General features: G+C 58.1%; 17 protein-coding genes. 10 read left to right on the top strand and 7 right to left on the bottom strand.

Features of this window, described 5'->3' with window-relative positions; genetic code table 11:
* Positions 1-121: 121 nt before the first annotated feature.
* On the top strand, positions 122-2,308 hold the full coding sequence (locus MGMAQ_RS05615) for a cyclic nucleotide-binding domain-containing protein (RefSeq protein WP_046020774.1): 2,187 nt from the start codon (positions 122-124) through the stop codon (positions 2,306-2,308).
* Positions 2,309-2,448: 140 nt separating this feature from the next.
* The gene (locus tag MGMAQ_RS05610; RefSeq protein WP_046020773.1) at positions 2,449-3,138 is read left to right on the top strand and encodes a transposase; all 690 of its coding nucleotides are present in this window, start codon (positions 2,449-2,451) and stop codon (positions 3,136-3,138) included.
* A gap of 7 nt (positions 3,139-3,145) precedes the next feature.
* On the opposite strand, the gene MGMAQ_RS05605 is transcribed toward MGMAQ_RS05610, so the two are convergent.
* Entirely contained in the window at positions 3,146-4,000 is an 855-nt protein-coding gene (locus tag MGMAQ_RS05605) for a sulfotransferase (RefSeq protein ID WP_046020772.1), read from the bottom strand.
* A 174-nt stretch (positions 4,001-4,174) separates the two neighbouring features.
* On the opposite strand from MGMAQ_RS05605, the gene MGMAQ_RS05600 reads away from it, so the two are divergent.
* The 4 genes from MGMAQ_RS05600 (at position 4,175) to MGMAQ_RS05585 (ending at position 9,315) form a co-directional block, all read left to right on the top strand.
* Positions 4,175-5,290, top strand: coding sequence for a class I SAM-dependent RNA methyltransferase (locus tag MGMAQ_RS05600; protein ID WP_046020771.1), 1,116 nt, complete (start codon positions 4,175-4,177; stop codon positions 5,288-5,290).
* Positions 5,291-5,574: 284 nt separating this feature from the next.
* A complete protein-coding gene (locus MGMAQ_RS05595) occupies positions 5,575-6,567 on the top strand; it encodes a response regulator (RefSeq protein WP_082085289.1) in 993 nt (330 codons plus the stop codon).
* A gap of 156 nt (positions 6,568-6,723) precedes the next feature.
* On the top strand, positions 6,724-8,136 hold the full coding sequence (locus MGMAQ_RS05590; protein WP_158498788.1) for a lipopolysaccharide biosynthesis protein: 1,413 nt from the start codon (positions 6,724-6,726) through the stop codon (positions 8,134-8,136).
* A 147-nt stretch (positions 8,137-8,283) separates the two neighbouring features.
* Positions 8,284-9,315 (top strand): hypothetical protein, encoded by a 1,032-nt coding sequence (locus MGMAQ_RS05585; RefSeq protein WP_046020768.1) that lies wholly within the window; start codon positions 8,284-8,286, stop codon positions 9,313-9,315.
* A 28-nt stretch (positions 9,316-9,343) separates the two neighbouring features.
* On the opposite strand, the gene galE is transcribed toward MGMAQ_RS05585, so the two are convergent.
* Complete coding sequence (galE, locus tag MGMAQ_RS05580) at positions 9,344-10,327, bottom strand: UDP-glucose 4-epimerase GalE (RefSeq protein WP_046020767.1); 984 nt, start codon at positions 10,325-10,327, stop codon at positions 9,344-9,346.
* Positions 10,328-10,498: 171 nt separating this feature from the next.
* Here galE and MGMAQ_RS05575 point away from each other — a divergent pair, with 171 nt between their 5' ends.
* The 3 genes from MGMAQ_RS05575 to MGMAQ_RS05565 all read left to right on the top strand — a co-directional run bounded on the left by MGMAQ_RS05575 (position 10,499) and on the right by MGMAQ_RS05565 (position 14,128).
* Positions 10,499-11,656 carry a TIGR03088 family PEP-CTERM/XrtA system glycosyltransferase gene (locus MGMAQ_RS05575; protein WP_046020766.1) on the top strand — a complete coding sequence of 386 codons (1,158 nt, stop codon included), beginning with the start codon at positions 10,499-10,501 and terminating at the stop codon, positions 11,654-11,656.
* The gene (locus MGMAQ_RS05570; protein ID WP_052716156.1) at positions 11,653-12,840 is read left to right on the top strand and encodes a glycosyltransferase family 4 protein; all 1,188 of its coding nucleotides are present in this window, start codon (positions 11,653-11,655) and stop codon (positions 12,838-12,840) included. Before MGMAQ_RS05575 ends, MGMAQ_RS05570 begins: the two co-directional genes overlap by 4 nt.
* 256 nt (positions 12,841-13,096) lie before the next feature.
* Positions 13,097-14,128: an IS110 family transposase gene (locus tag MGMAQ_RS05565; protein WP_046020119.1), complete on the top strand. Its 1,032-nt coding sequence runs from the start codon at positions 13,097-13,099 to the stop codon at positions 14,126-14,128.
* A gap of 262 nt (positions 14,129-14,390) precedes the next feature.
* Here MGMAQ_RS05565 and wecB read toward each other — a convergent pair whose 3' ends face one another.
* Entirely contained in the window at positions 14,391-15,479 is a 1,089-nt protein-coding gene (gene wecB, locus MGMAQ_RS05560; RefSeq protein WP_052716155.1) for a non-hydrolyzing UDP-N-acetylglucosamine 2-epimerase, read from the bottom strand.
* Positions 15,480-15,758: 279 nt separating this feature from the next.
* Between wecB and prsT the strand changes: the two genes are divergently transcribed.
* Positions 15,759-18,599: an XrtA/PEP-CTERM system TPR-repeat protein PrsT gene (gene prsT / locus MGMAQ_RS05555; RefSeq protein WP_046020763.1), complete on the top strand. Its 2,841-nt coding sequence runs from the start codon at positions 15,759-15,761 to the stop codon at positions 18,597-18,599.
* 34 nt (positions 18,600-18,633) lie between these two features.
* On the opposite strand, the gene MGMAQ_RS05550 is transcribed toward prsT, so the two are convergent.
* From MGMAQ_RS05550 to MGMAQ_RS05535, 4 genes are read right to left on the bottom strand one after another with little or no spacing between them, the layout of a single operon-like run.
* Positions 18,634-19,587, bottom strand: coding sequence for a GDP-L-fucose synthase (locus tag MGMAQ_RS05550; RefSeq protein WP_046020762.1), 954 nt, complete (start codon positions 19,585-19,587; stop codon positions 18,634-18,636).
* The gene (locus MGMAQ_RS05545; protein WP_158498787.1) at positions 19,584-20,369 is read right to left on the bottom strand and encodes an NAD(P)-dependent oxidoreductase; all 786 of its coding nucleotides are present in this window, start codon (positions 20,367-20,369) and stop codon (positions 19,584-19,586) included. Before MGMAQ_RS05545 ends, MGMAQ_RS05550 begins: the two co-directional genes overlap by 4 nt.
* The gene (locus MGMAQ_RS05540; RefSeq protein ID WP_052716154.1) at positions 20,360-21,649 is read right to left on the bottom strand and encodes a DegT/DnrJ/EryC1/StrS aminotransferase family protein; all 1,290 of its coding nucleotides are present in this window, start codon (positions 21,647-21,649) and stop codon (positions 20,360-20,362) included. Before MGMAQ_RS05540 ends, MGMAQ_RS05545 begins: the two co-directional genes overlap by 10 nt.
* 36 nt (positions 21,650-21,685) lie before the next feature.
* Positions 21,686-23,635: a B12-binding domain-containing radical SAM protein gene (locus tag MGMAQ_RS05535; RefSeq protein WP_158498786.1), complete on the bottom strand. Its 1,950-nt coding sequence runs from the start codon at positions 23,633-23,635 to the stop codon at positions 21,686-21,688.
* Between the last annotated feature and the right edge of the window lie 49 nt (positions 23,636-23,684).

Here is a 23,684-nt window from a genome sequence, read left to right as displayed (position 1 = left end):
TTTAATACGTGGATATGGGTCTGAAACTTATTATAATTCCAAGTCGTTGCGGTGTCCCATTGACCTCACGTGCTTGGCGGTCACGAACATGACCGGTCGCAGGATATAGAGAAACGAACTGATGGCATCCCTGCGCAAGATCCAAGTTTCCACAGGCATCCATTGGATTGAGGTGCCTGAAGCGGACCTGTATGTGCTCTGTGGATCCCCTGCCGACAGCGTGAAACACTTGATGCTGCGCGGGCTGATCGTCCCGATGGAAAAGGACGGTGTCAAATTCGAGTCCGGCCCCAACGCCATCTTGCTTTCCGACGCCATGATCCAGAACGGCCATTTCGCCAATCTGGCTGAATTCCCGGTTCTGCAGATGCTCTATCGCCAAGGCATGATTCTGCCCAACCATCCCAACAACAAGGGCAACCGTCCGGTCTTGTTGGGGTCAGAGCGTCAGGTCAAGGCGCAGATGGAGTATATCTTCCGCGGCAACTATGGTCTGGTGTCCCAAGAGGAACTGGAACAGGCGGGCATGTCCCCCGACGAAGCCACCGAGATGATGAGCCTGAAACTCAAGTTTGCCTTTGGCAAGATTCGTGAGTCCAAGGACCTACTCGACAATCGCAGCGTCGGAGTGGACCCGGTGGAGATCCGCAACGGGGTGACGGTTCGTCGAACCTCGTTCAACTGCTTTGAGTTCGCTCACAACGGCGACAAAGTCAGCGTCGATTTGAATTTGACCGAGGATCAGCGTTATGCGCCGCCCTACCGCATGGGCTTTCACGAGATCAAGCGCGAGCATTTCGGCATCATCCATTCCGGCGATGGCGATGGTTGGGATGTCAATCGCCCCTGTACCGCCAGCATCCTCATGTATCAGGGCTATATCTACCTGATCGATGCCGGGCCGAACCTGCTGCATAGTCTCACCGCGCTGGGTATCGGCACCAATGAGATCAAGGGCATCTTCCACACCCATTCCCATGATGACCATTTTGCCGGCATCACGGCCTTGATCCAGGCCGGATTCCGCATGAAGTATTACGCCACGCCCTTGGTCCGCCATTCCGTGACCAAGAAGCTGACGGCGCTCTTGGGAATCAGCGAAGAGCGATTCAGCGATTTCTTCGAAGTGGTGGATCTGAACTTCGACCAGTGGAACGACGTGGAAGGCATGGAGGTCATGCCCGTCCATTCACCTCATCCGGTGGAAACCAATCTGTTCTTGTTCCGCACCTTGGGCGAAGACGGCCACCGGTCCTACGCCCATTTTGCCGATATTTCCTCGTTCAACATTCTCGAGGGCATGATCCGCAAGGAAGGTCAGGAAATCGGCATCACCCAGGAGATGTTCGAGAAGACCAAGAAGGATTATCTCCATCCGGCCAATATCAAGAAGATCGATATTGGCGGCGGACTGATCCACGGCATGGCTGAAGATTTCGAAAACGATCCGTCGGACATGATTATCCTGTCCCACACCTCGCTGGACCTGACCGCCAGGCAGAAGGAAATCGGCTCGGACGCGCCCTTTGGCACCACCCATATCCTGATCCCGGATCATACGGATATCGCCCGGCGCACCGCCTTTGAGTATCTGCGCGCCTACTTCCCCGATGCCGTGCGCCATACCACGCGCAACATCATGAACAACCAGTTGTTCACCCTCAACCCCGGCACCATCATCATGCGTGAGGGCGAGCATAATACCGAGATCCTGCTGATCCTGTCCGGTATCGTCGAGATGATCAAATCAGACTCGCCCACGGCCTATCCGTTGTCGGCTGGCACGTTGGTCGGCGAGTACTCCGGCCTGCACGGCCTTCCCTGCAACGCCACCTACCGCACCGCCAGTTTCGTCCAGGCCATGCGCATCCCGGGCACTATGTACGCAGACTTCGTGCACCAGAATGATTTCCACGACCGCATCGAGCGGCTGCACGAAACCCGCACCTTCTTGCAAGGCACTTGGCTATTCGGCGAGGAAGTCTCTTACGCCACCCACAATGTCATCGCCGAGCGAACCATCATCCATCATGACGCCAAACCCGGCACCTCCATTGATGTTCATGCCGGATCGCTGTTCATGATCAAGTCCGGCACGGTGGATTGCTTGGTCGGCACCCTGGCGGTCACGGTGCTCAAGACCGGTGACTTCATGGGCGGAGAATCAATCATCTCTCAGCCGCCGCGCCCGACCAATTACAAGGTCAAGGAAACGGCCACCATCCTGGAGATCCCGGCGGATATTCTGCGCCAGATCCCCATTGTCATGTGGAAACTGCTGGAAGCCTACGATCGCTCTTCGAACTGAGCCCCCCCCCCTCGGCTTTGGAATTGAGCGGGGCGAGCGGCTTTGAGCGGCTTTTATATAAAGGTAATAAAGGTGACAGGTAATAAAGGTGACAGTGCACTAATTGACGCTCCTGCTCCCTCTCTGTTAAGCTCCCCCCCATGGCCAGACTCGCCCGCGTTGTTCTTCCCGGTATACCTCACCATGTGACCCAGCGCGGCAATGGGCGGGCGCAGACCTTCTTTGGCGAGGCCGATTACCAATTGTACCGGGACCTGCTGGCCACACATTGCCGAAACAGCGCCGTCGGCGTTTTGGGCTGGTGCCTGATGCCGAACCATGTGCACCTAATTCTGACACCGAGTGATGAAGACGGATTGCGGCGGGCGCTCTCGAAGGTTCACCGCCGCTTCGCCGGGCATGTGCACGCACGGGAGAACCGCTCGGGCCACTTTTGGCAGGGCCGCTTTGGCTGTGTCGCCATGGATGAGGCCCATCTGGTGGCCAGTATAGCCTATGGAGCGCTTAACCCCGTTCGGGCGCGGCTGGTGAGCCATGTGGGGGATTGGCCCTGGTCTTCCATTCATGCCTATCGCAATCCGGCGCGCGGCGACGGCATCACGGATATCGCCGCCGTCGCCCCCTATTTGGAGCAGGCCGAAGGCTTGATTGCCGCCGGAGAAGAAGATGCGCGGTTCAATGCCCTTCGCAAGGCGGAATCCATTGGCCGCCCCATCGGCAACGACGCCTTTTATGATTCGATCGAGAAACAGACAGGCCGGTCCCTGAAGCCCGCCAAGCGAGGCCCCAAACCGGCAAAGGACCAAGTCTCCGATCCTTCGTCGGATTGACATTGGATCAGGCGCTGAATTCTTTCCAGGCCGCAAAGTCCAGGCCGGTCAAATCCCGCAACTTTTCCACATCATCCCGGCAGTGATCGACCAATTGTGCCCGCAGATCCTCGGGGAACTTCGGCAGCCTGGTGCGGTTCATTTCCAACGCCGACTTACCCAGTTTGCGCAAGGGAGCTGGAAACAGCGGTGCGATCTTGTTGCGTAAGGTCGGGTTCAATAGGAAGCGATTGAGGGCCTCGTTCTTCGGTACCTTGCCGGGATTGTGGGTCCGCGACATATCCGGCGAGAAACCCGCATCCACACCCACATAGTCATAGAGATCGCTCATGAAAGCACCGGCATCTCGTTTCAAGTCTTCGAACAGGACAATCTTGATCCGCTCCAACCCGAACACGGATGTATAGCGCTGCAACAGCTCGGCATAATAGCTACCGGCCACATAGCGAGCCCGGAAATCGAAATCATCGAAATTGTTGGCCTGCGCCCCTTCTCGAATATGCATGAAATAGCCGGAAATGGCGCGGTCAACCGGGTTGCGCAGACTGAGGATCAGCTTGACGTCAGGCACGGTGTCCATGATGCGTTGAGGGACGCTCGGCGCATTGAAATAAATCGGCGACGCCTCGCCCAGAGCGGTCTCGCCTTCTTCCGGATGGAACTGATCCAGGTACTCTTCCATGGTTTTGACCGGATGGGGCAGATGCGACCAATGGGTCTTGACCACGTCATCCCCATAAGCAAAGAAATTGGTTTCCTTGTTACGGCTCATGCATACGTTCGGATGCTGTTGCATGTAGGCGTGGATGGAAGTGGTGCCGCATTTGGCCGAGCCAATGACAATAAAGGTAGGAAGAGGCATGTCGTTTCAATCCGAGGCACCCCGTCCGCACGAGAAAATCAGGCGGAGAGCGCCTTAAAAATAAGGGTCCATGAAGCTGGCGCCCATAGTAGCCCACATTCCGGGGATGTCCACCTCGTCAAGCATCTCAACAGGGTCCTCGACGGCCCGCTCTGTTCGGGATAAGCATGGGGTATGAATACGGCTCCCCTGTTTGAGATATTACTGGTGACGGCTCCCGGCCTGGAAGCGCCCTTGCGCGCCGAGGCCATCGAAAACGGCTTCCGCGCGCCCAAGGTGATCAAGGGCGGCGTGACCATAAAAGGCACCTGGGCCGAGGTCTGGCGAGCCCATCTGCAACTCCGGGGCGCCAGCCGCATTCTCGTTCGCATTGGCGCCTTCCGAGCGATGCATTTGGCGCAACTGGACAAACGGGCCCGGCGCCTGCCCTGGAACGAAATCCTGAAGGTGGACGAACCGGTGCATGTGGAGGCGACCTGCAAGGGCTCTCGGATCTATCATGCGAAAGCGGCGGCCCAACGGATTTCAACAGCGATCCAGGCTGAACGGGGCGCGCCTCTTTCGCCGGATGCCGGGGTGCGGATCAAGGCGCGCATCGACGACGACCTCTGTACCATCAGCATCGATACCTCCGGCGAGGCGCTCCACAAGCGAGGACATAAACAAGCGGTCGCCAAGGCCCCCATGCGGGAAAACATGGCGGCGCTGTTCCTGCGTTTATGCGGATACAACGGCAAGGAACCTGTTGTGGATCCCATGTGCGGGTCGGGAACCTTTATCATCGAGGCGGCTGAAATCGCAGCGGGCCTCAACCCGGGCCGGTCGCGGCATTTCGCCTTCGAAAAACTCGCGACATTCGATCAAGATGCTTGGTCGACGCTGTGCACGGATCGGGAAAGGCCCCCGCCCAGCGCCCGGTTCCATGGCAGCGACCGCGATGCGGGCGCCATTCGCATGAGCACCGCCAATGCGGAACAGGCCGGAGTCAGCGAGATTACAACGTTTCAGCGCCAGCCCATCAGCGACGTGGCCCCACCGGACGGGCCCTGTGGCCTTGTGATCATCAACCCGCCCTATGGCAGCCGGATCGGCAAGAAGAAGCCCTTGTTCGCCCTTTACAACCGCCTGGGCCAGACGCTCTTGGAGCGTTTTTCCGGCTGGCGGGTCGGGCTGATCACCGATACGGACTCCCTGGCCCAGGCAACAAGACTGCCCTTTGCGACGGAGACGACCGCGGTTTCCCACGGAGGACTGCGGATACAGCTCTATCGGACCGACGCGCTGCCTTGAAGCTCCCCCTACTTAAGCGAAATAGCCCCCCTTGATTGGGCAGGATTCTTGGACAGAGAATCGGGTCGTCATCTTGGCACGAGCGGGGCGCGAGCGGGGCGCGACAGCCACGAAAGATGCTTGGAATTTTCATTTCGTAGGCGGATTTTTTTCTATAATGCGATGGGCGGAACCAGAAAATAGCACGATAAAACAATCAATTGTTTTTATACATATAATTTTTGTTGTTATGAGATATTCTACCTCCGTGACCCAGATCACAGCCCATCCGGTCAAACAACGCTATGATGATCACCATGAACGAGAAAGAACGGGAATCGCCCATGACCGGCACAGCAAATGTCACCCCATCCGTCGGCGCTCGAACCGGGGTAACCTGGAGCAATTCGGTATCTGGCAAGAATTATCAGATGGACAAGGTCGAGAGCGCCTTGGGCATCGGGGCAACGGAACTGCGGCGCACGGTTTATGGCATTCTTAACCGCGAAGGCGTCTCGTCCATCCATGGTGTGGGCGATGAACAGGCGCTGATCGATCACATGAAGTCCCTCATGCCGGATATTCTGATCCTCGACTGCAAACTCGAAGGCGATGCAGTGGTGCAGAAGATCAAGGACATCCGCAATCATCGCCTGGGCGACAACCCTTTCATGATCATCATGGCTTTGATCGACGCACCGCAGCCCGAAGACGTGATGACATGGGTCCAGGCAGGCGTGGACGATCTGCTGATCCAGCCAGTATCCCCGGCGCAAATTCTCAAGCGATTGATGTTGATGATCGAGGATCGCAAGGAATTCATCGTCACCAGCGATTATACCGGACCGGAGCGTCGTAAGAAGCCTCGCGCCGGACAGGCCAGGGTCGAACCCATCAAGGTACCAAACTCCTTCCAGGCCAAAGCCACGGGCAAATATGATATCAACCAGATCCGCTTGGATATCGATGCCATGCGGGCCCGGGTCAATAACGAGAAAATCCAACGCCATGCGGAAAAGGCCATGGAAATCAGCAATACCCTTCACCCGATGCTAGAGGGCAATATGGGAGGGGAGCTGTTGACCCAACGGTTGAAAGATCTGGCCTTCATCGCCGAGGATCTGGGGCGCCGTATTCCCGATACCGATCGGCATGACCACATGGACCTCTGCCACGAAATTCACGGGCTTGCTCAATGCCTCAAGAGCGATGCGCGGTCGGCTGACGAAATCAAACGGTTTACCGAAGCGATGGCCAAGTTTGAATTGGCGTTCGAAATCAACGAGACTTCGGCGTGATGTCGCACGAAAGGCTTTAGAACCTATTCCCTTCAACGCGGTATGCTATAAGGTGTCGGCATTGGCGGGATCGTCCTTTTTTACGGAATGTCAGGACCGCCGGTTTCCACAGGGGAAAACATGGCCACCATCCGTCATGCGGTCGCACTGTCATTCTTGACCAAGTTTAGCGCCACGGCCATCGCTACGATCGCCGTGATCGTCGTCGCCCGTCTGCTGACTCCCGAGGAAATCGGTGTCTTCTCGGTGGGATATGCCGTGATCGCCGTGGCCCATACGTTGCGGGATTTCGGTGTCACTTCCTACTTGATCCAAGAACCCAACCTGACCCGGGATCACATTAAGACGGCCTTGGGCATCACCACAGCCGCCGCATGGAGTTTGGCTGCCATCCTCTTCGCCGCAAGTGGAACCATCGCCCAGTTCTACGACAACGTCGGTGTCGGCGAAGTCATTCGAATTCTATGCCTCAACTTCTTGTTGCTGCCTTTCAGTTCGCCGGTTTTCGCTCTTTTGCGCCGGGAAATGAATTTCGGCGCTCTGATGCGTATCCGCGTGACCTCCTCCTTCGCCCATGCGGGCACATCCATCGCCCTTGCCTATTTGGGATTCAGTTACTACAGCCTGGCTTGGTCGTCGGTGGTTCAGATTGTCGTTGTCGTTATCATGAGCTCCCTGGCAAAACCTGATGCGGCCATGGTCCTGCCGGGCTTTAAGGAGTGGCGCAGGGTCCTATCCTTTGGCGGTCGTGTTGGCATCTCAAAAATCCTCGAGACCCTTGGGAACAGCGCCAATGACCTGATCATTGGTCGGATCCTGGGTTTCACTTCCGTCGGCCTGTTTAGCCGCGCTCAGGGCCTGATCAATCTGTTTGATATTCGATTTATGGAAGCGGTTGAAGCCGTCATGCTGCCGGCTTTTTCCGCTAAGAACCGCGAAGGATCCGATCTCAAACAGGCCTATATCCGATCGGTCGAATACCTGACGGTCTTCGCATGGCCATTCTTCGGGGTGCTCATATTCACGACCTTCCCGGTGGTGAGGATCATGTTCGGAGACCAATGGGATGCCGCCATTCCCTTGATCCAGATCCTTTGTTTCGCCACCTTGCTAAAACCCTTTTTCGGCATGGCCAATCAGGTCCTCGTGGCATTGGGCGAAGTGGGATCGAATCTGCGGGCTGCCATCATATTTCAAGGTGTTCGCGTCGGCGCTATCGTCATCGCCGCAACCTATTCCCTCACCGCGGTTGCTGCCAGCATGGGTCTGGTTTACCTGATCGCCTTCGTCACATTCTCCTATTTCCTGAGGCGGCACCTGGGTCTAAATCCCCTGGCTCTCATTCTCAGTTGCTGGAGGAGTCTGGGGGTGGCGTTGTTGAGTGTCGCCGTTCCAGCCACGGTTCACTTCACCTTGGGATATGCCGTGGAGTCCTACCTGATACACTTCGCTTACGCGGCCTCTGGGGCCACTTTAGGGTGGCTCATTGGAATTTTCGTATTTCGTCATCCGGTCCGTATCGACCTTCAAGCCGCGGCATCAAAAGTCTTCCGACGGTCCAAGCAATAGAAAGCAATCAATGGATGATTGCCCATTTAAAATCTCCTTTCGGGGGTAGCTGCTGGACACTCGTTGGAACTTATCGTACCCTTATGGATGACTCCCGTATCCAGTCAGATCGCTCCGATCTGCGATTAAACGAAGTGGATCAGTAAGTTGCCATATTCATCCGCCGATCAACGGGTTCCGCTTTTCAATCAATTGCATCGCGGCATTGCCATAGCCGCCTGTTTCGCTTGGATCGGTGCCTCGACGGCAATCGCCGATCCCGCGACCAGTGTCGGCCTCGGCTCCAAAGGAGGTCTTCAAATAAAAGACCTCGGGGTTGATACGTTTGGTGATGGCGGCTTCGGCAACGGGGGCCTGAACAACGGCAATTCCTTTTTGATTCCGGGCGGTACGTCCCGCACAAGAGACCCCATGGTGCCCGGTGCATCACCGACCCTCCCCATGGTCACCCCGGATTCCGCGTTCCAGGACGTTGGGACAATGGGCGCGGATCAGCCCATGAACCCATACCAGCAACCCCGCCAGGGCAACAACGTCAATTTGGGCAAAGTCCTTGATATGTATGGGGCCACGCCAGAACCCATGGCGGGATCGGGGTCCGGCCAACCCGGGAATACCGCCGCTGGGGGACAGGTCAATAGCATGCAGTCCCCGCCGACCGCTCAAGATCCGGCAACGGCCGCGGCAACCGAAGCCCTGAAAGCCGTGAAATCCGCATTGAGCGCTCAGGGAGGATCTTCTGGTGGACAGCGATCGTCCGGTGGCCAGGACGGAAGCATAGCGGCCTCACCGCTGATCAAGGAAACCATCAAAGATATCGCGACAAATATCTTGGACCCAACAGAGTCGGGGGATGGATCGGTCAGCATTTCCATCCTGGGGCTGGGTCGTGTGACGATCGACAAGAGTAACGATACAAGCAATGTGGGTGCTGTCGCCGAGCCCGGCACGGCGGCCAACGAAGACTTGTTTCCCAATAAACAGGTTGACCCCTTTGATGCGCTCAACCAGGACGCCATCCGCTCGGTATCGGGCAACGCGCGCAATGGCCGCGTTCAGGGACCCGGGATGACGGGGATGATCAAATCCCTGTTCACGAACTGGATGTTTTATGCGGGACTCTTTGTGTTCGTCGGCTTCCTGTTTACGATCCAAAGAGTTGCCTTCCGCAGCCAATGATCAGGCCGCGGGCGGCGGAATTCAGCCTCTATCGTTCGCGGTTTTCCCAGGCGTAGGCCGACGAGATAATCTCGTGCAGATCGTCATGCTTCGGCACCCAACCGAGCACCGAGCGCAGGCGGTCCGTCGCCGCACAGATATCGACGATATCGCCTTCCCGTCGCGGGCCGACCACGGCGTTGATCGGTGCCCCGGAAATCTCACCGACAATATCCACCACTTGCCGGACCGAGAACCCGCGACCGTACCCACAGTTCATAATCTGGCTCTCGCCACCATCGCGCAGATAGTCCAGCGCCGCCACATGGGCGTCGGCCAGATCCGTGACATGGATGAAGTCGCGCACACAGGTGCCGTCGATGGTGTCGTAGTCGTCGCCGAAAATCTGCATGGAAGGACGCTGCCCCGCCGCCACTTCGCAGGCGACCTTGATCAGGTGGGTGGCATTGGGGGTGCTCTGCCCGGTCCGTCCTTGCGGATCCGCCCCGGCCACGTTGAAATAACGCAGGGCGACGTATTTCAAATCGGTGGCCGCCGCCACGTCGCGCAGCATGTATTCGGTCATCAGCTTCGACGTGCCATAGGGGGTCAAGGGCTTGACCGGTTCGTCCTCCGTCACCGGCAGGGTTTCCGGGTCGCCATAGACTGCGGCGGTGGAGGAAAAGATAAAGGATTCGATCCCCGCCGCGATGCTGGCCTCGATCAGCGAACGGCTGACGCAGGTATTGTTGCGATAATACTTAAGAGGATCGGTGACCGATTCCGGTACCACCGTGAACCCGGCGAAATGGATAATCGAGCGGCAGCCATGGCGCATGAGGACATTGAGGGTGTGATCGTAGTCACCCACGTCTGCTTCATAGAAGGTCACCGCCTCGGGGAGTTGCTCCTTGACGCCGGTGTCCAGGTTATCGATGACCACCACATCCCATCCGGCCTCCAGCAGAGAAATGCAGGTATGCGTGCCGATGTACCCGGCGCCGCCGCTTACCAATACCGATTTGTTGCTCATCAAAATATCCTTCGCGAATTCCCGTTACCCATGGGGCCTCATTAAACCCGGATTGGCCAAGACCGCAACAAGTGAATGATCCCACAGCCATATTCCAGCTTGCGGGGGTCAGAGGGAACGGCTAGGACTGAGGGAACCAAGCCATTGCATCTCCACCGCAGGGAATTTTGCATGTCCGCCCCGTCCTCCGTGCCGCTGGTTGTCCATGTGATCGATCAACTGGGAATCGGTGGACTGGAAGTGGTGCTGGTCAACCTGATCAACAACACCCCCACTGATCGCTATCGCCATGCCATCATCTGCCTGCGTGGGGCCACCGACTTCAAAAACCGCATCACCGTTCCCGGTGTCTCAATTCATACCTTGGGCCGCCGCCCGGGTAAGGATTTCTCGGTATTTCGCAGGATGTGGTCTGTGCTGCGCAAGCTGCGCCCGGCCATTGTCCATTCCCACAACCTGCCGACCATCGACATGTGTGTCCCGGCGAAGCTGGCGGGCGTGCGGCGGTTGGTTCATAGCGAGCATGGCTGGGATATCTCCGAAGAACGGGGCAGCAGCCGCAAATACAATATGATGCGCAAAGTCTTGTCGCCTCTGGTGGACCGCTACGTGCCGGTGTCCAAGGATATTGAGACCTGGTTGAGAACCGGGGTCGGCCTACCTGCCTCCAAGGTTCTGCATATATATAACGGTGTGGATACGGACTTTTTTCATCCCGCCGAAGGGAATCTGATTCCCCTGCCCGCCCCAGGCTTCGATCTTGCAAACCGGGTGGTGTTCGGCACCGTCGGCCGCATGCAGACGGTCAAGGATCAGGTCAACCTGGCCAAGGCGTTCGTGGAGCTGTCACGATTGCGTCCGGACCTGATGGAGAGGGCCCGTCTGGCCATGATCGGCGATGGCGACCTGAAAGCCGAATGCGAGTCGGTGATTGCCGCGGCGGGCCTCACCGACAAAACATGGCTGCCCGGTGCCCGCAACGATGTGGCCGAGCTATTGCGCGGCCTGAATGTCTATGTACTGCCGTCCATTTCGGAGGGTATCTCCATCTCCATCCTGGAGGCCATGTCCTGCGGCCTGCCCGTGGCCGCGACCCGGGTCGGCGGCAACCCGGAACTGGTTCTTGAAGGCGAGACAGGTCTGCTCATGCCTTCCCGCGACCCGGTCGCCCTGGCCGAAGCCCTGGCGACCTATATGGATCAACCGGAGCTGATGCAAAAGCACGGCGCCGCGGGCCGCCAAAGGATCGAACAGTCGTTCAGCGTTACATCGATGGTCAACGGCTATCTGGGCCAATACGATCAACTTCTCGGCAGGCAACACCCATGAAGATCCTGACCTTCACCACTTTGTTCCCCAATGCGGTCCAGCCCCATCACGGGGTGTTCGTCGAAAACCGGCAACGCTATTTGCGCGCCTCGGGACAGGTGGAAGCCCGCGTCGTGGCCCCGGTGCCCTGGTTTCCCTTCACATCAAAAATGTTCGGTTCTTATGGCGACTTCGCCCGGATTCCGGCCCGTGAAGAACGCCATGGGGTGATCATCGAACATCCCCGCTACGCCCTTATCCCCAAGGTGGGTATGACCCTGACACCGAAGTTCATGTATCAGGGCACGCGCGGAACCATCCGCCGCATCCTTGACGAGGGCTATGATTTCGATGTCATCGACGCCCACTACTTCTACCCCGACGGCGTCGCCGCCGCCATGTTGGCCAATGAGTTCAACAAACCGCTGACCATCACCGCCCGGGGTACCGACCTCAACTTGATCCCCCAGTATCCGAAGCCGCGGCGGATGATCCAATGGTGCGCCGAGCGGGCCGATCACATGATGACCGTCTGTCAGGCACTCAAAGACAGCCTGCTGGAACTGGGCGTGGCCGACGACCGCGTCACCGTGCTGCGCAATGGAGTCAACCTGGAAAACTTCGTGCCCCGCAATCGGGAAGATTCCCGTCACCGCCTGGGTATTCACGATGACCGGCGCCTGCTGTCGTCGGTAGGCCATCTGATCGAACGCAAGGGCCACGAGATCGTCATCGGGGCCATGCCGCACCTGCCCGACGCCCATCTGGTAATTGTCGGCGATGGCCCGGAAGATGCCGCGCTGAAGGCGCTGGCTGTCGAGCTGGGCGTCGAGGACCGGGTGGATTTCCTCGGTCGCCGTCCGCACGAGGAACTAAGCTGGATCTATAGCGCTTCCGACGCCCTGGTGCTGGCCTCATCCCGAGAAGGCTGGGCCAACGTGCTGTTGGAGGCCATGGCCTGTGGAACGCCGGTGGTGGCGTCAAACATCTGGGGCACGCCGGAAGTGGTCACCGCCCCCGAGGCCGGCCGCTTGATGGCCGACCGCACGCCCAAGGCCTTGGCCGACGCCGCCAAGGATCTGTTCGGAACCTATCCCGACCGGGCCATGACCCGCGCCTATGCGGAGCGATTCAGTTGGGATGATACGACCGAGGGACAGTTGCGGATTTTTGGCGACCTCATGGAGAGCGCGAAAAGTGTTTAGCAGGCTGCTGAAAAAGTCCGATTTCGAGCGCGTGGCGACACATGCTTCGACAAGCTCAGCATGAGGGCCTTTGAACTTTCAACTTGTTAGCCTCACCCTGAGCTTGTCGAAGGGCGAGGCGGGCCGTCGGATAACACTTTTTCAGATGGCGGTAATCGAGCAGTCAGGGATTGCCTAGACAGTCAGCTGGTCTCCACACTCGGTCTTGATCAAGTATCCGGGTCAATTCCTGGACATGGAACAGAGGAGACCAGCTATGGAGTATTTTGTTGGAATGGACGTATCGATGGCAAGCATTTCGATCTGTGAGATTGATGCAAAGGGAACCGTCATTCGCGAAGGCAAGGTGTCAAGCACACCCGAGGCGGTCGCCACTTGGCTCGAGGAAAGCGGGCGTGGCTTTGCGCGAATTGGGTTGGAAGCTGGCCCTCTGGCGCCTTGGCTGTACGCAGGACTGTCCAGTCGGGGCCTCCCTGTGATTTGTATCGAGACCCGGCAAATGAAGGCCTTTGCCAGCGCCAGCCCAGTCAAGACGGACCGTCGCGACGCCCGCTTGATCAGCCAGGCGATGCGGACCGGTTTGTACCGCGCGACCCACGTCAAGACCGCGCGCAGTCAGGAGCTCCGGATGGTGCTGACCCATCGGGAGACCCTGGTTCATCAGGTCCGTCAGTTGTCCAATACGGTACGAGGAACATTGAAAGCTTTCGGCCTCAAGGTCGGTATGGCGCGCGGACGCCTTTTCGCGGCGCGGGTTCGGGAATTGACGGCTGATAACCCGCACCTCAGCGCAGCCGCCGAGCCGCTCTTGCTTGCGCGCCAAGCCTTGCTCGAACAACTCGACAAGCTCGACCGGCAGGTTCATGCCGCTGCGCGCGATGATAGCGTTTGCCGGCGCCTGATGACCGTTCCCGGCGTCGGCCCAGTTACCGCCCTCGCTTTCAGGACAGGACTCGACGTGCCGGAACGGTTTCAAAAGTCGGTCATGGTCGGCGCCCACTTCGGGCTTGTCCCACGCAGATACGCCTCGGGAGAGCAGGACCGAAGCGGCCCCATCAGCAAGTGCGGAGATGCCATGGTTCGTTGGCTTTTGTTCGAGGCCGCCAATGCACTTCTCACTCGAACCCGCCGTTGGTCCTGGCTCAAACACTGGGGGCTCGCGGTCGCCAAAAGGCGCGGGATGAAACGCGCCAAGGTCGCCGTTGCCCGGCGTCTCGCCGTAATCATGCATCGCATGTGGATCGACGGCACGGACTTCCAGTACCGCAAGGAGGAGACCGCCATCTAAACACAACGAAAACCGAGATCGCCTGAAGGGCGGCCAGGACGCGTGGCGACGCGCGGGGCTCGGATGACAGCGCGCAGGCTGCAGTGGCGTAAGACCACGCTTTTCAGATTGCTGCACCCGATCCCCCTTGATCCCCATCATGCGGCGACGACGTCGACCGCGGACAGAAGCAAAGGGCGCCACATAACCCAGGTTCAAACCGACGGCTTGGAAATCAGCTTGACTCAAATGACTCGATTACAGAAGCAGCCTGCGAAAGGCTTTAGACCCGTCCCGCCAAATCAGCCGCGATCCGGTCCGCCGTATGACCGTCCCAAAATTCCGGTCGCGATCCGGTGGGCCAGTCACCATTCAGCACTTGACGCACAGAGGACTCAACCTCATTGGGCATGACCAACCGGTTGGTGCCCTCGGTGACGGTGATCGGGCGTTCGGTGGTGTCGCGGCGAGTCAGACAGGGAATGCCCAGATAGGTGGTCTCCTCTTGGATACCACCGGAATCGGTCAGGACCAGACGGGACCCGAGCACCAGGCTCATGAAGCGGATATACCCCATGGGCTCGCTGAGATGAATGTTGGGGGCCTCTATCAAACGGCTTTCCAATCCGTGTGCCTGTAGGCTCTTGCGGGTTCGCGGGTGGATCGGAAAGACCAGCGGGATATCGGTTGATACAACAACCAGTGATTCAACCAGGGCCGCTAGAGTTTCGGCGTCATCCACGTTGCTGGGTCGATGCAGAGTGACCAGACCATAGCCTTTTTTACTCAGACCGAGACTCTCGGGGACCCGCTCGGCCTCCACCTGATCACGGACCATCTCGAAGGAATCCAGCATGATATTGCCAACCCGGACAATGCGTTCCGGCGCCACACCTTCGGCCAGCAGGTTTTCGTCGGCGTCCGGGGAGGGTGTCCAAAGCAGATCGGCGATCACATCGGTAACCAGACGATTGATCTCTTCGGGCATGGTGCGGTCGCGGCTACGCAATCCGGCTTCCAGATGGGCCACCGGCAAACAGAGCTTTTTCGCCGCCAGGGTGCAGGCCATGGTGGAGTTCACATCTCCCACCACGACGGTCCAGGCAGGGGGGTGATCCATCAGGATCTTCTCGTAAGCGGTCATGACCTTGCCGGTCTGTTCGGCGTGTGACCCACTGCCGATACCCAGGTGCATGTCCGGTTGCGGCAGGCCCAAATCCTGGAAAAAAGCATCGGACATGCTGGGGTCATAATGCTGTCCCGTATGGATCAACACCGGCTCACACCAATCCTCTCGGACCAGACGGTGATACAGAGGCGCGATTTTCATGAAATTAGGACGCGCGCCGGCGATAAGGTGGATCAGGCTCATACAGGACATTTCCGTTAGGCATGGCGCCGTGAAGAGAGCGCGGATTTTCAGAGTGTTTGGGCGATGGGCAGGCCGATTTTGATCGCTCCCCGGCACGGAATCAATGGTTCATTGAAACAACCTCCTAGCGGCCAGGTCTCGCCTCTTGTGGTCGGATGCCGATATCGCTACTCTCTCTGGAATCAAGGCTTTCAGCATGGCCCCGAAGAGCTTTGCCCCCATGGGTCTCAGGCTGACACCACATTTCAATTTGATTCATAGCGGACTGGATAAGTCACCATGCAACATAGCCCGTCTCCCCTTCGCCGACGATTGGCCACTTCCATTTTTACCGGCCTGCTCGCTGCTCTTGTCGTCACAGGATGTGATGATGGCGGCCAGAAAGAGGGCAACGTCGTCCAGGAAAGTCGATCCGCGGCGGGCTATTTGAGTGAAGCGCGCAAAGAGATTGCCAAAGGCGATGTTCGCAGCGCCCTGATCCAGGCAAAAAATGCGCTAAAGATCGATCCCGACAATGTTGATGTCCGTCTGTTCATCGGCAATACCTATCTGGATGCCGGGGACGCCTGGAACGCCGAAAGGGAATTTCTCCGCGCGCGCGACCTCAATGCCCCCATTGAGGCATGGTTGACCCCCCTGAGCCGGACCTGGATTTCTCTCGGCAAAGGGGAAATGGTCCTGAACGAACTGACTTTGCCCGCCAATGCCACCGACCACCAAAAGGCTCTTCTTCTCGTACAGCAGGGCCGGGCTCACAACGCTCTCAATCGCCGTGCCGATGCCCGCAGTGCCTTCGATGAAGCCCTTAAGCTTTCGTCCGATCTGCCCGGTGCCTATATCGGATTATGCCGCCTTGCCGTCGGCACCAACGACTTGGATGGAGCCAAGGCGCTACTGGCTAAAGCCGTGGCACTGGCCCCTGACACCGCGGACGTCGTGTCATTGTCCGGCGACATCGCCATGGCGCAAGGACAAGCAACCGAAGCAGAAACCGCCTATCGACAGCTCACCAAGCTGATGCCCGGCAACCCTGTCCCCGAAATCTCATTGGTTCGGGCCTTGATCCTGGGCAGCAAGATTGAAGAGGCGGAGGAACTGACCAAGAAGTTACATAATTTGCTGCCGGACCTGCCACTGGTATCTCACCTTCGGGCGTTGGTGGCCTATATGAAGCAGGACTATGACACCGCGGACAAACTGACTTCGAAGCTGCTCTCCAATGACCCCAACAACGATAGCGCGCTGCTGGTTGCCGGCGCGGCAAAATACGCTCTTGAGGAATACGAGCAGGCGGCGAAATTCATCGGTGGCTACCTTGCCGATAACCCCCACGAGGAACGCGCCAGGCGGCTTTACGGCGCCACTCTTTACCAACTGGGCAAAGGGGGGCAAGCGGTAACTGTTTTGGAACCCTTGGCTGAAAATGCGCAGGACGATGCGAAGATCCTGGCCTTGATCGGCGCTGCCGCTCTACAGGCACAGAACATGGAAGTCGGGCGTATCTATATGGAGAAGGTCGCGGCCATTCGACCAGACGACGCTTCGACCCAAGCCCAACTGGGATCCATCAAGATCAACCTCGGACGGTCGGAAGAAGGGATCGAAAACCTGCAACGGGCCGTCGAACTGGATCCCAGCCTGGATACCGCCGTTTTCACCCTCTTTGCGACGCTACTCAAGGAACGGAAGTTCGAAGACGCCCATGCGCTGGCTCAGCGGATTCAAAATGAAAAACCCAAGGATGCCGTTGGCTTTTCGATGCAGGGCATTGTCCATATCGCCGAGGGAAAAGTGCCTGATGCACGCGATACATTCGCCAAGTCGCTCGAAATAGACCCCGGTGCGGTCGATGCGGCCAAGAATTTGGCGAACCTGGAACTGGCCGCCAATAACCTTGATGCGGCCCGCGACCATTTGCAGCAAGGGGTCGAACACAATCCGAAGAATTCCGAACTTATGATGATGTTGGCCAAGTTGGAGGCACAAGCCGAAAATACCGACGCCTCCCGTAAATGGATCCGTCAGGCCGCCGAAGCCAATCCCAGCGCCATCGAACCGAAGCTCTCCCTTGCCCGCATCCAATTGCAGGACAACAACCCGGTTAAGGCAATTGGTATCGCACACCCCATCTTGCGCCAACACCCGGAACATGCGGGGCTATTGAAGGTTGTCGCCCAAGCGCAACTGTTGGCAAGAGAGTTTGACAATGCGGCGGATACGCTCCGGCGGCTGGTCAAAGTTGACCCCAACAATGCCCACAATCACTACCTGCTCGCCACGGCCTATCTGAACTCGAAGGACCGTTCCCGTTTGATCACCTCCTTGAAGAAGGTCGTCGAATTGACGCCGATGCACAGGAATTCCCGACTGCTGCTTGCCCGCCTGCACATCGAAGACGCGCTCTTTGCCGACGCGCGGGCTCTATACGACCCCATGAAGCCGAAAGAGGGGGTTGATCCGGAACTTCTTGAATTGGAGGCCATGTCCACACTGGCCCAAGGCAAGGCCACCGATACTATTTCACTGTTGCAAACCAACCTTCCGCAGATCAAGCAGCCCACCCTCAATTTGACGCGCCTCCTGTCGTCGGCACTTTGGCAATCCGATAGGAAACAGGAGGCTCAAAAAACCTTGTCCGATTGGTTGCAAGCCAATGAAAACGATAGTGACACCCGGATCATCTATGCCACCCGCGCCATGGACATGGGCAATAAACCGACGGCCATAAAAGAGTACCGGGCTATCATCGAGAAGCAACCAACCAACTGGGTGGTGCGAAACAATCTGGCATGGCTTCTCTATGAGACTGGAGAGCTTTCCGCCGCCCGAACCGAAGTTGATATGGCACAGCGCCATGCACTGAACCAACCAACCGTCGCCGACACTGCCGGTGTTATTTACTTGGCCAACAACGATCTGCCCAACGCCTTGAAAGCCTTGCGTCAAGCGGTTCAGTTGGAACCAGCCAAGGCCTCGTATCGCCTGCATCTCGCTCAGGCTTTGATCAAGAAGGGCGACGGAGAAGAAGCCAAGGAACACTTGCAAAGGGCACTCTCCAGCAAGGAGCCATTCGCGGAGCGTGCCGACGCCGAAGCCCTGCTGAAATCCATCGAAGAATAAACCAACCACTGCGGCAGCAACGGCAAGAGGATCATCAAAGATCTTCTTGCCGTGCCTGATACCAGGCGTAAGTCTGCTCCAGGCCCGTGAGCAACCCTATTCCCGGCTGCCAGCCCAGGGCTGACATGCGCGTGGAATCGAGTACCTTGCGCGGCATGCCATCAGGCTTGCTCGGATCAAATCTGAGGTCTCCCTGATAGCCCACGACCGCGGCAACCGACCGTGCCAGCTCTTTGATCGTCAGCCCGGCTCCGCAACCAATATTGATCGGCTCCTCTTGGGCGTAGTGGCCGAGCAGATATACCAGAGCATCCGCCAGGTCATCCACATACAGAAAATCACGGACCGGCGTCCCTGTTCCCCAAAGGGTCACATGGGAATGACCCTCCTGGCGTGCCCGGTGCATTTTTGCTATCAGGCTCGGGATCACATGGCTGTTTTCCGGATCAAAGCTGTCCCCCGGTCCATAAAGATTGGCTGGAATGGCTGAAATGAAATCCGCGCCATGCTGTCGGCGATAGGCTTGGCAGAGTTTCAATCCAGCAATCTTGGCCACCGCATACCATTGATTGGTCGGCTCCAATGAGCCGCCTAAAAGGGCGCTTTCGGCAATGGGTTGGGCGGCCTCCCGGGGATAGAGACATGCCGCGCCCAGGTATAGCAGCTTGCGGACCTGATGTTGCCAGGCCGCCTGAATCACATTGCTGGCGATACTCAGGTTCTCGGAGAGGAAGGAAACCGGCTGGCTATCATTGGCCTTGATCCCGCCCACTTTGGCCGCCGCCACGATCACCACATCCGGATTGTTTTGGGCGAACCAGGATTCCACATCCGATTGCCGGGTCAAATCCAGCTGGGATCGCGGAACCGTCAATACCTCGCAGGGCTCCTTGGCCAATCGGCGGACCAGCGCGCGCCCCACCATCCCCCCATGACCAGCGACGAAAACCCGCTGACCGGTCAGATCAAACAACGGCTGTCCGGTCATCCAACCGCCTCCCCGCGATTCCCCGCCATTTGTTGAACAAACGCCATCACCACGTCCATCGCGCTTGCGCCGAGGCTCGGACAGAGGTCTTGGGCTGGTTGGGTATCCAACCGCGGAACCCGATAGGAAATGTTCCCAAAGGCGATATCTTTGTTTAGGGCAATCGCCAGCTCTGACAAGCGCAAAGTGCCCCGCGCCGCAAGATTGAAGGTCCCGGCGATGCCTTGGTCCAAACAGGTTTTCATGAAGGTCTCGACGGTTTCATGGGCAACGACACCGAAAGTACTGTCTGCGGTCAATGACACTTGAGGATGCGGATCCAGCGCCATGCGGATCAAGGTACTCCTACGGGCATAAGGCCCTATGAGAGATGCCGGCCGCAAGATCAACGGCGCGTTTCCATTCTCCCGCACATGTTGTTCCGACAACGCCTTGGCCACGGCATAAGGACCTTTGAGTTCGTCAATGGCAATGGCCTCCTCGGCATGGTGTCGCTGGTCATCCCGGGGATATAGATCAATGGTGGACAGGAAAACAAAGCGCTCGTGCGGCAGCCCCAGCAGCGCTCTGGTCAGCCCCACATGGTCCTCGAAAAACCCGGGCAGATCCGATTCCGTCAGATCATGGGCGGCATTGCTGGCGCAATGGATGATGGCTTGATAGGGGCGTCCATCGTCCAAGGCTTGTTCCGCGGCGGGCTGGTGGCGATGGAAGGCACGCCCCCCCAAGGCCCCCAGAAGGTGCCTCCCCAATCCACTCGATGTGCCGCTGATCAGGTACAAGATTCGGATCCGTTCAGGCTTTGCTCAAGGCATGCCGCCATGTATTCCACCGCTGCCTCGGACACATCCTGATGACAGGCAATGGAGAAGCCGCGCGCCATCACGCGGTCGGCATGGTCCAAGGGGCCGGATACCCTGTGCGGGAAAAGCTTCATGCCAGGTTGTCGCGCAATGTTGCCGCACAACATAGGCCGACTTTCCACACCCCGGGATTGCAGATATGCCCGAACATCATCAACAGTCGGGCCCGCCCCGTCGCGCAAGATGATGGGAAAGCCAAACCAGGAATGGATCCCGCCGATGGTTTCCCGCTGGAAACGCAGACGATCTTCCAGGGGAGCCAGGGCGGTCCGCAGCCAGCTTGCCACCTGCCGCCGCGCGGTGACAAATCCTTCCAGTTTTCCCAGTTGAATCAGCCCCATGGCGCCTTGTGGCTCTGTCAGGCGCAGATTGTAGCCGGCGTTGACGAATAGAAACCGCGGGTCCACGTCGGGGAAATCCGCCGCATAGCGGGACGGATCTTCCACATCGCGCAACCAGCCATGGGCGCGCAGAATCCGCATGCGCTCGCCCAGGTCTTGGTCGCTACTGATACAAAGCCCGCCTTCCATGGTGGTGATATGGTGGGAGAAATAGAAACTATAGGTCCCAACCCTCCCGAACTGCCCCACCGGACGCCCATCATAGCGGGCCCCCATGGCTTCGCAGCAATCCTCAATCAAGATAAGATCATGGGCATCGCAAATACGCAGCAATGTCGCCATGTCGCAGGGATTGCCATAGACATGAACCGGCATCACGGCACGGGTCTTGGGGCCGATGGCCTGTTCCACCGCTTCGGGATCAATGTTCAAGCTATGAAGATCGATATCGACGATCACCGGCACCAGACCGTGCTGGACCAAGGGCCAGACCGTGGTCGACCAGGAAAGCGCCGAAACGATCACTTCATCTCCGGGCCTCAGCCCCCCTTCGGTCTCCCCGTTGCACAGGGCGGCAAGGGCCAAAAGGTTGGCCGATGAGCCCGAATTGACCGAAACGGCTTGGTTGGATCCGAATGCGGCGCCACAGGCCTGCTCAAACGCCCGCACACGCGGCCCCATGGTGACCTGAGTGGAAGCCATGCAGCGAGCCACCGCGCCAACCTCTTCGGCGCCAAAAGTGGGTTCGTGCAGTCGGACCATGGGATTGTCCGGATGGAAGACCGGACGCTGCGACGCCTTGCAATAGGCCTCGATAGCCCGTTGCACATCTTCCCAAAGTGGATCGTCCGTGGTCATCTCATTCCTCAACCATCATTTCCATGGGGCAGGACTCTACCCAACTTGCCCTTGATCCCGGTAGAGGTAATCGCCTTTTTTATTGCCCCACCAAACCACTTCCCGCGCCCAACTGTCGAAATCGGGCCATGATCGGTCCGTCCGGCGCACCGTTACACGCACCGGCTTCTTGTTGATGGGTTCGACGCGCCCCTGTCGGTACGCCCCGATGAAAGCCGGCAGATCGAAGGTCAAGTCCAAGGTCAGGTCGTGTTCAAGAAAGGGATGACTGATCAGCGCCCGGTTATAGGCCAGAGCATCGGCCAGGGCGCCCTCTGCGGGGTCATCACACAGCCAAGACAGCATTCCGGCGGCCTCTTCGTAGAACGCGTCCATCTGGTCTTCGGCGGTCAGGCGCAAATAGATAAATTCATCGGCGGGCCAGTGAATGCCCAACCATTTGGCAGAATAGTGGAACTCGGCTCCGCCTGCCTGAATGACCGATGCCTCGTCGAGGAAAAAGTCGGCAATCTCTCGAAGCAGGGGAAACCGGGCCCCATCGGCCGACATGAAAGCCTCGAACAAAGCGCCATAAGCCTGTCCGTGGCGCACATGGGCCACCATCAAGGGAAACTGCAACAGCTTGTCAAAATAGAGAAAGGCACTCATCCAGGACAGGGCGCGGGCCCGCCGCCAATCCGCCTCGGGCAGGCTGGCGGTGGCAATGACGGTCTCCTGGGACTCCGGCACATCGTCGGGGAAGGTTTCCCTGGACCCGTGGATATTGATGATCTCATTCCAAACAGTCTTGAGCCCATGCCGGGCGCGATAGGTCGGGTCGGCCATTTCGGCATTGGGCAGGATGGTTAGATTGTTGAACTGGATCCGGTTGTGCTGACCATTGGAAATCAGATGGTCGATGCCTTGCACATAGCTGTCATAGGTCTCTCCCGGCAGCCCCAGAATAAGGTCGGAAAAGGTCTCGACACCGTCTTCGGTGAAGCGGTGCTGTAGGTCGAAGTAGCTATCCAAAGAGATGTTGTCCCGCTTGATATTTTCCAGCGCCCCCTGATTGATGCTCTGCATGGACAGGGCGACCCCCTTGCTCAGGCCGGAGTCTGAAAGGATTTTCTGGGTCTCGTAGGCCCGCTCGGTGGCATTCTTGGTGTTTTGGACCGACAGGGCTCCGGGATAGCCGGAGTCTGCTTTGAGAGCAGCGACGATCCGCGCCAGATCGGCATCCCGAGGCAAAATACCGAAGTTGGCGTCACAACAGAAAATGAACTCGATCCGGTTGCGGGAGAACCATTCGGCCTCGGCCTTCAGACGCTCCATGGAGAACTTGGTGACCTTGGCCGCCACGGCGGAGCCCCAGTCACAATAGGTGCACTGAAAGGGGCAGCCCCGATTGGTCTCCCACAATCCGATCCATCCGGCATCTTTCTCCGCCGCCATGATGGGGTCGAATACCCCTTCCAGGAAAGGGGACGGCATTGAGGCCAGATCCCGCATGCGTGGGCGGCGCGGTGTTTGCACCAGCGCGCCATCCGATCCCATGAATCCAATTCCCTCAATGCCCCGCCAGGCCGATTCGTCGGTGGCTGCTTCCAGGATCTCCAGAAAGGTCTGCTCGCCCTCGCCATGGACCACCAGATCGACAAAGGGGTGGTCGCGAAGAAAAGTCTCTGGATTGTCCGGCACATGGGGCCCGCCGAATACAATCAGTTTGTCCGGGTCTTGTTGTTTGAGCCGCCTTGCGGCCTCCAACGAGATATTGATGTTCCAGACATAGACGCTGAAGCCACGCACATCGGCTTCGGCCATCTGTGCGACAATCTGTTCGACGGGTTGACGCTTATAGACCGGCGGCAAGAACGTGAAACGCTCGGGAGCAATGGCGCGCTGCCGAACATAGGCCTCCAACGCCCCCGCCGCATAGGGCAGGTAGAACTGATCGGAAAAGCTGTTATTGATCTGCGAAAGAGCGACCTTCAACGCTTGTTCCATCCCTGTTAACCAAAGTCCGTTACTATACATAGAGGTCCGCCCACAAAAA

Origin of the sequence: Magnetospira sp. QH-2, assembly GCF_000968135.1 — a bacterium.
Classification (GTDB): domain Bacteria; phylum Pseudomonadota; class Alphaproteobacteria; order Rhodospirillales; family Magnetospiraceae; genus Magnetospira.
The sequence above is the reverse complement of the archived record's forward strand: the minus strand, read 5'-3'. Positions and strand labels throughout refer to the sequence as shown.

Coding starts and splice junctions, on each gene's coding strand:
- MGMAQ_RS05550 (WP_046020762.1), bottom strand. CDS start 19,587: ATGACCGGACAGCCGTTGTTTGATCTGACCGGTCAGCGGGTTTTCGTC.
- MGMAQ_RS05600 (WP_046020771.1), top strand. CDS start 4,175: ATGAATACGGCTCCCCTGTTTGAGATATTACTGGTGACGGCTCCCGGC.
- MGMAQ_RS05575 (WP_046020766.1), top strand. CDS start 10,499: ATGTCCGCCCCGTCCTCCGTGCCGCTGGTTGTCCATGTGATCGATCAA.
- MGMAQ_RS05610 (WP_046020773.1), top strand. CDS start 2,449: ATGGCCAGACTCGCCCGCGTTGTTCTTCCCGGTATACCTCACCATGTG.
- MGMAQ_RS05605 (WP_046020772.1), bottom strand. CDS start 4,000: ATGCCTCTTCCTACCTTTATTGTCATTGGCTCGGCCAAATGCGGCACC.
- MGMAQ_RS05535 (WP_158498786.1), bottom strand. CDS start 23,635: ATGGAACAAGCGTTGAAGGTCGCTCTTTCGCAGATCAATAACAGCTTT.
- MGMAQ_RS05570 (WP_052716156.1), top strand. CDS start 11,653: ATGAAGATCCTGACCTTCACCACTTTGTTCCCCAATGCGGTCCAGCCC.
- MGMAQ_RS05595 (WP_082085289.1), top strand. CDS start 5,575: ATGATGATCACCATGAACGAGAAAGAACGGGAATCGCCCATGACCGGC.
- wecB (WP_052716155.1), bottom strand. CDS start 15,479: ATGAGCCTGATCCACCTTATCGCCGGCGCGCGTCCTAATTTCATGAAA.
- prsT (WP_046020763.1), top strand. CDS start 15,759: ATGCAACATAGCCCGTCTCCCCTTCGCCGACGATTGGCCACTTCCATT.
- MGMAQ_RS05615 (WP_046020774.1), top strand. CDS start 122: ATGGCATCCCTGCGCAAGATCCAAGTTTCCACAGGCATCCATTGGATT.
- galE (WP_046020767.1), bottom strand. CDS start 10,327: ATGAGCAACAAATCGGTATTGGTAAGCGGCGGCGCCGGGTACATCGGC.
- MGMAQ_RS05540 (WP_052716154.1), bottom strand. CDS start 21,649: ATGACCACGGACGATCCACTTTGGGAAGATGTGCAACGGGCTATCGAG.
- MGMAQ_RS05565 (WP_046020119.1), top strand. CDS start 13,097: ATGGAGTATTTTGTTGGAATGGACGTATCGATGGCAAGCATTTCGATC.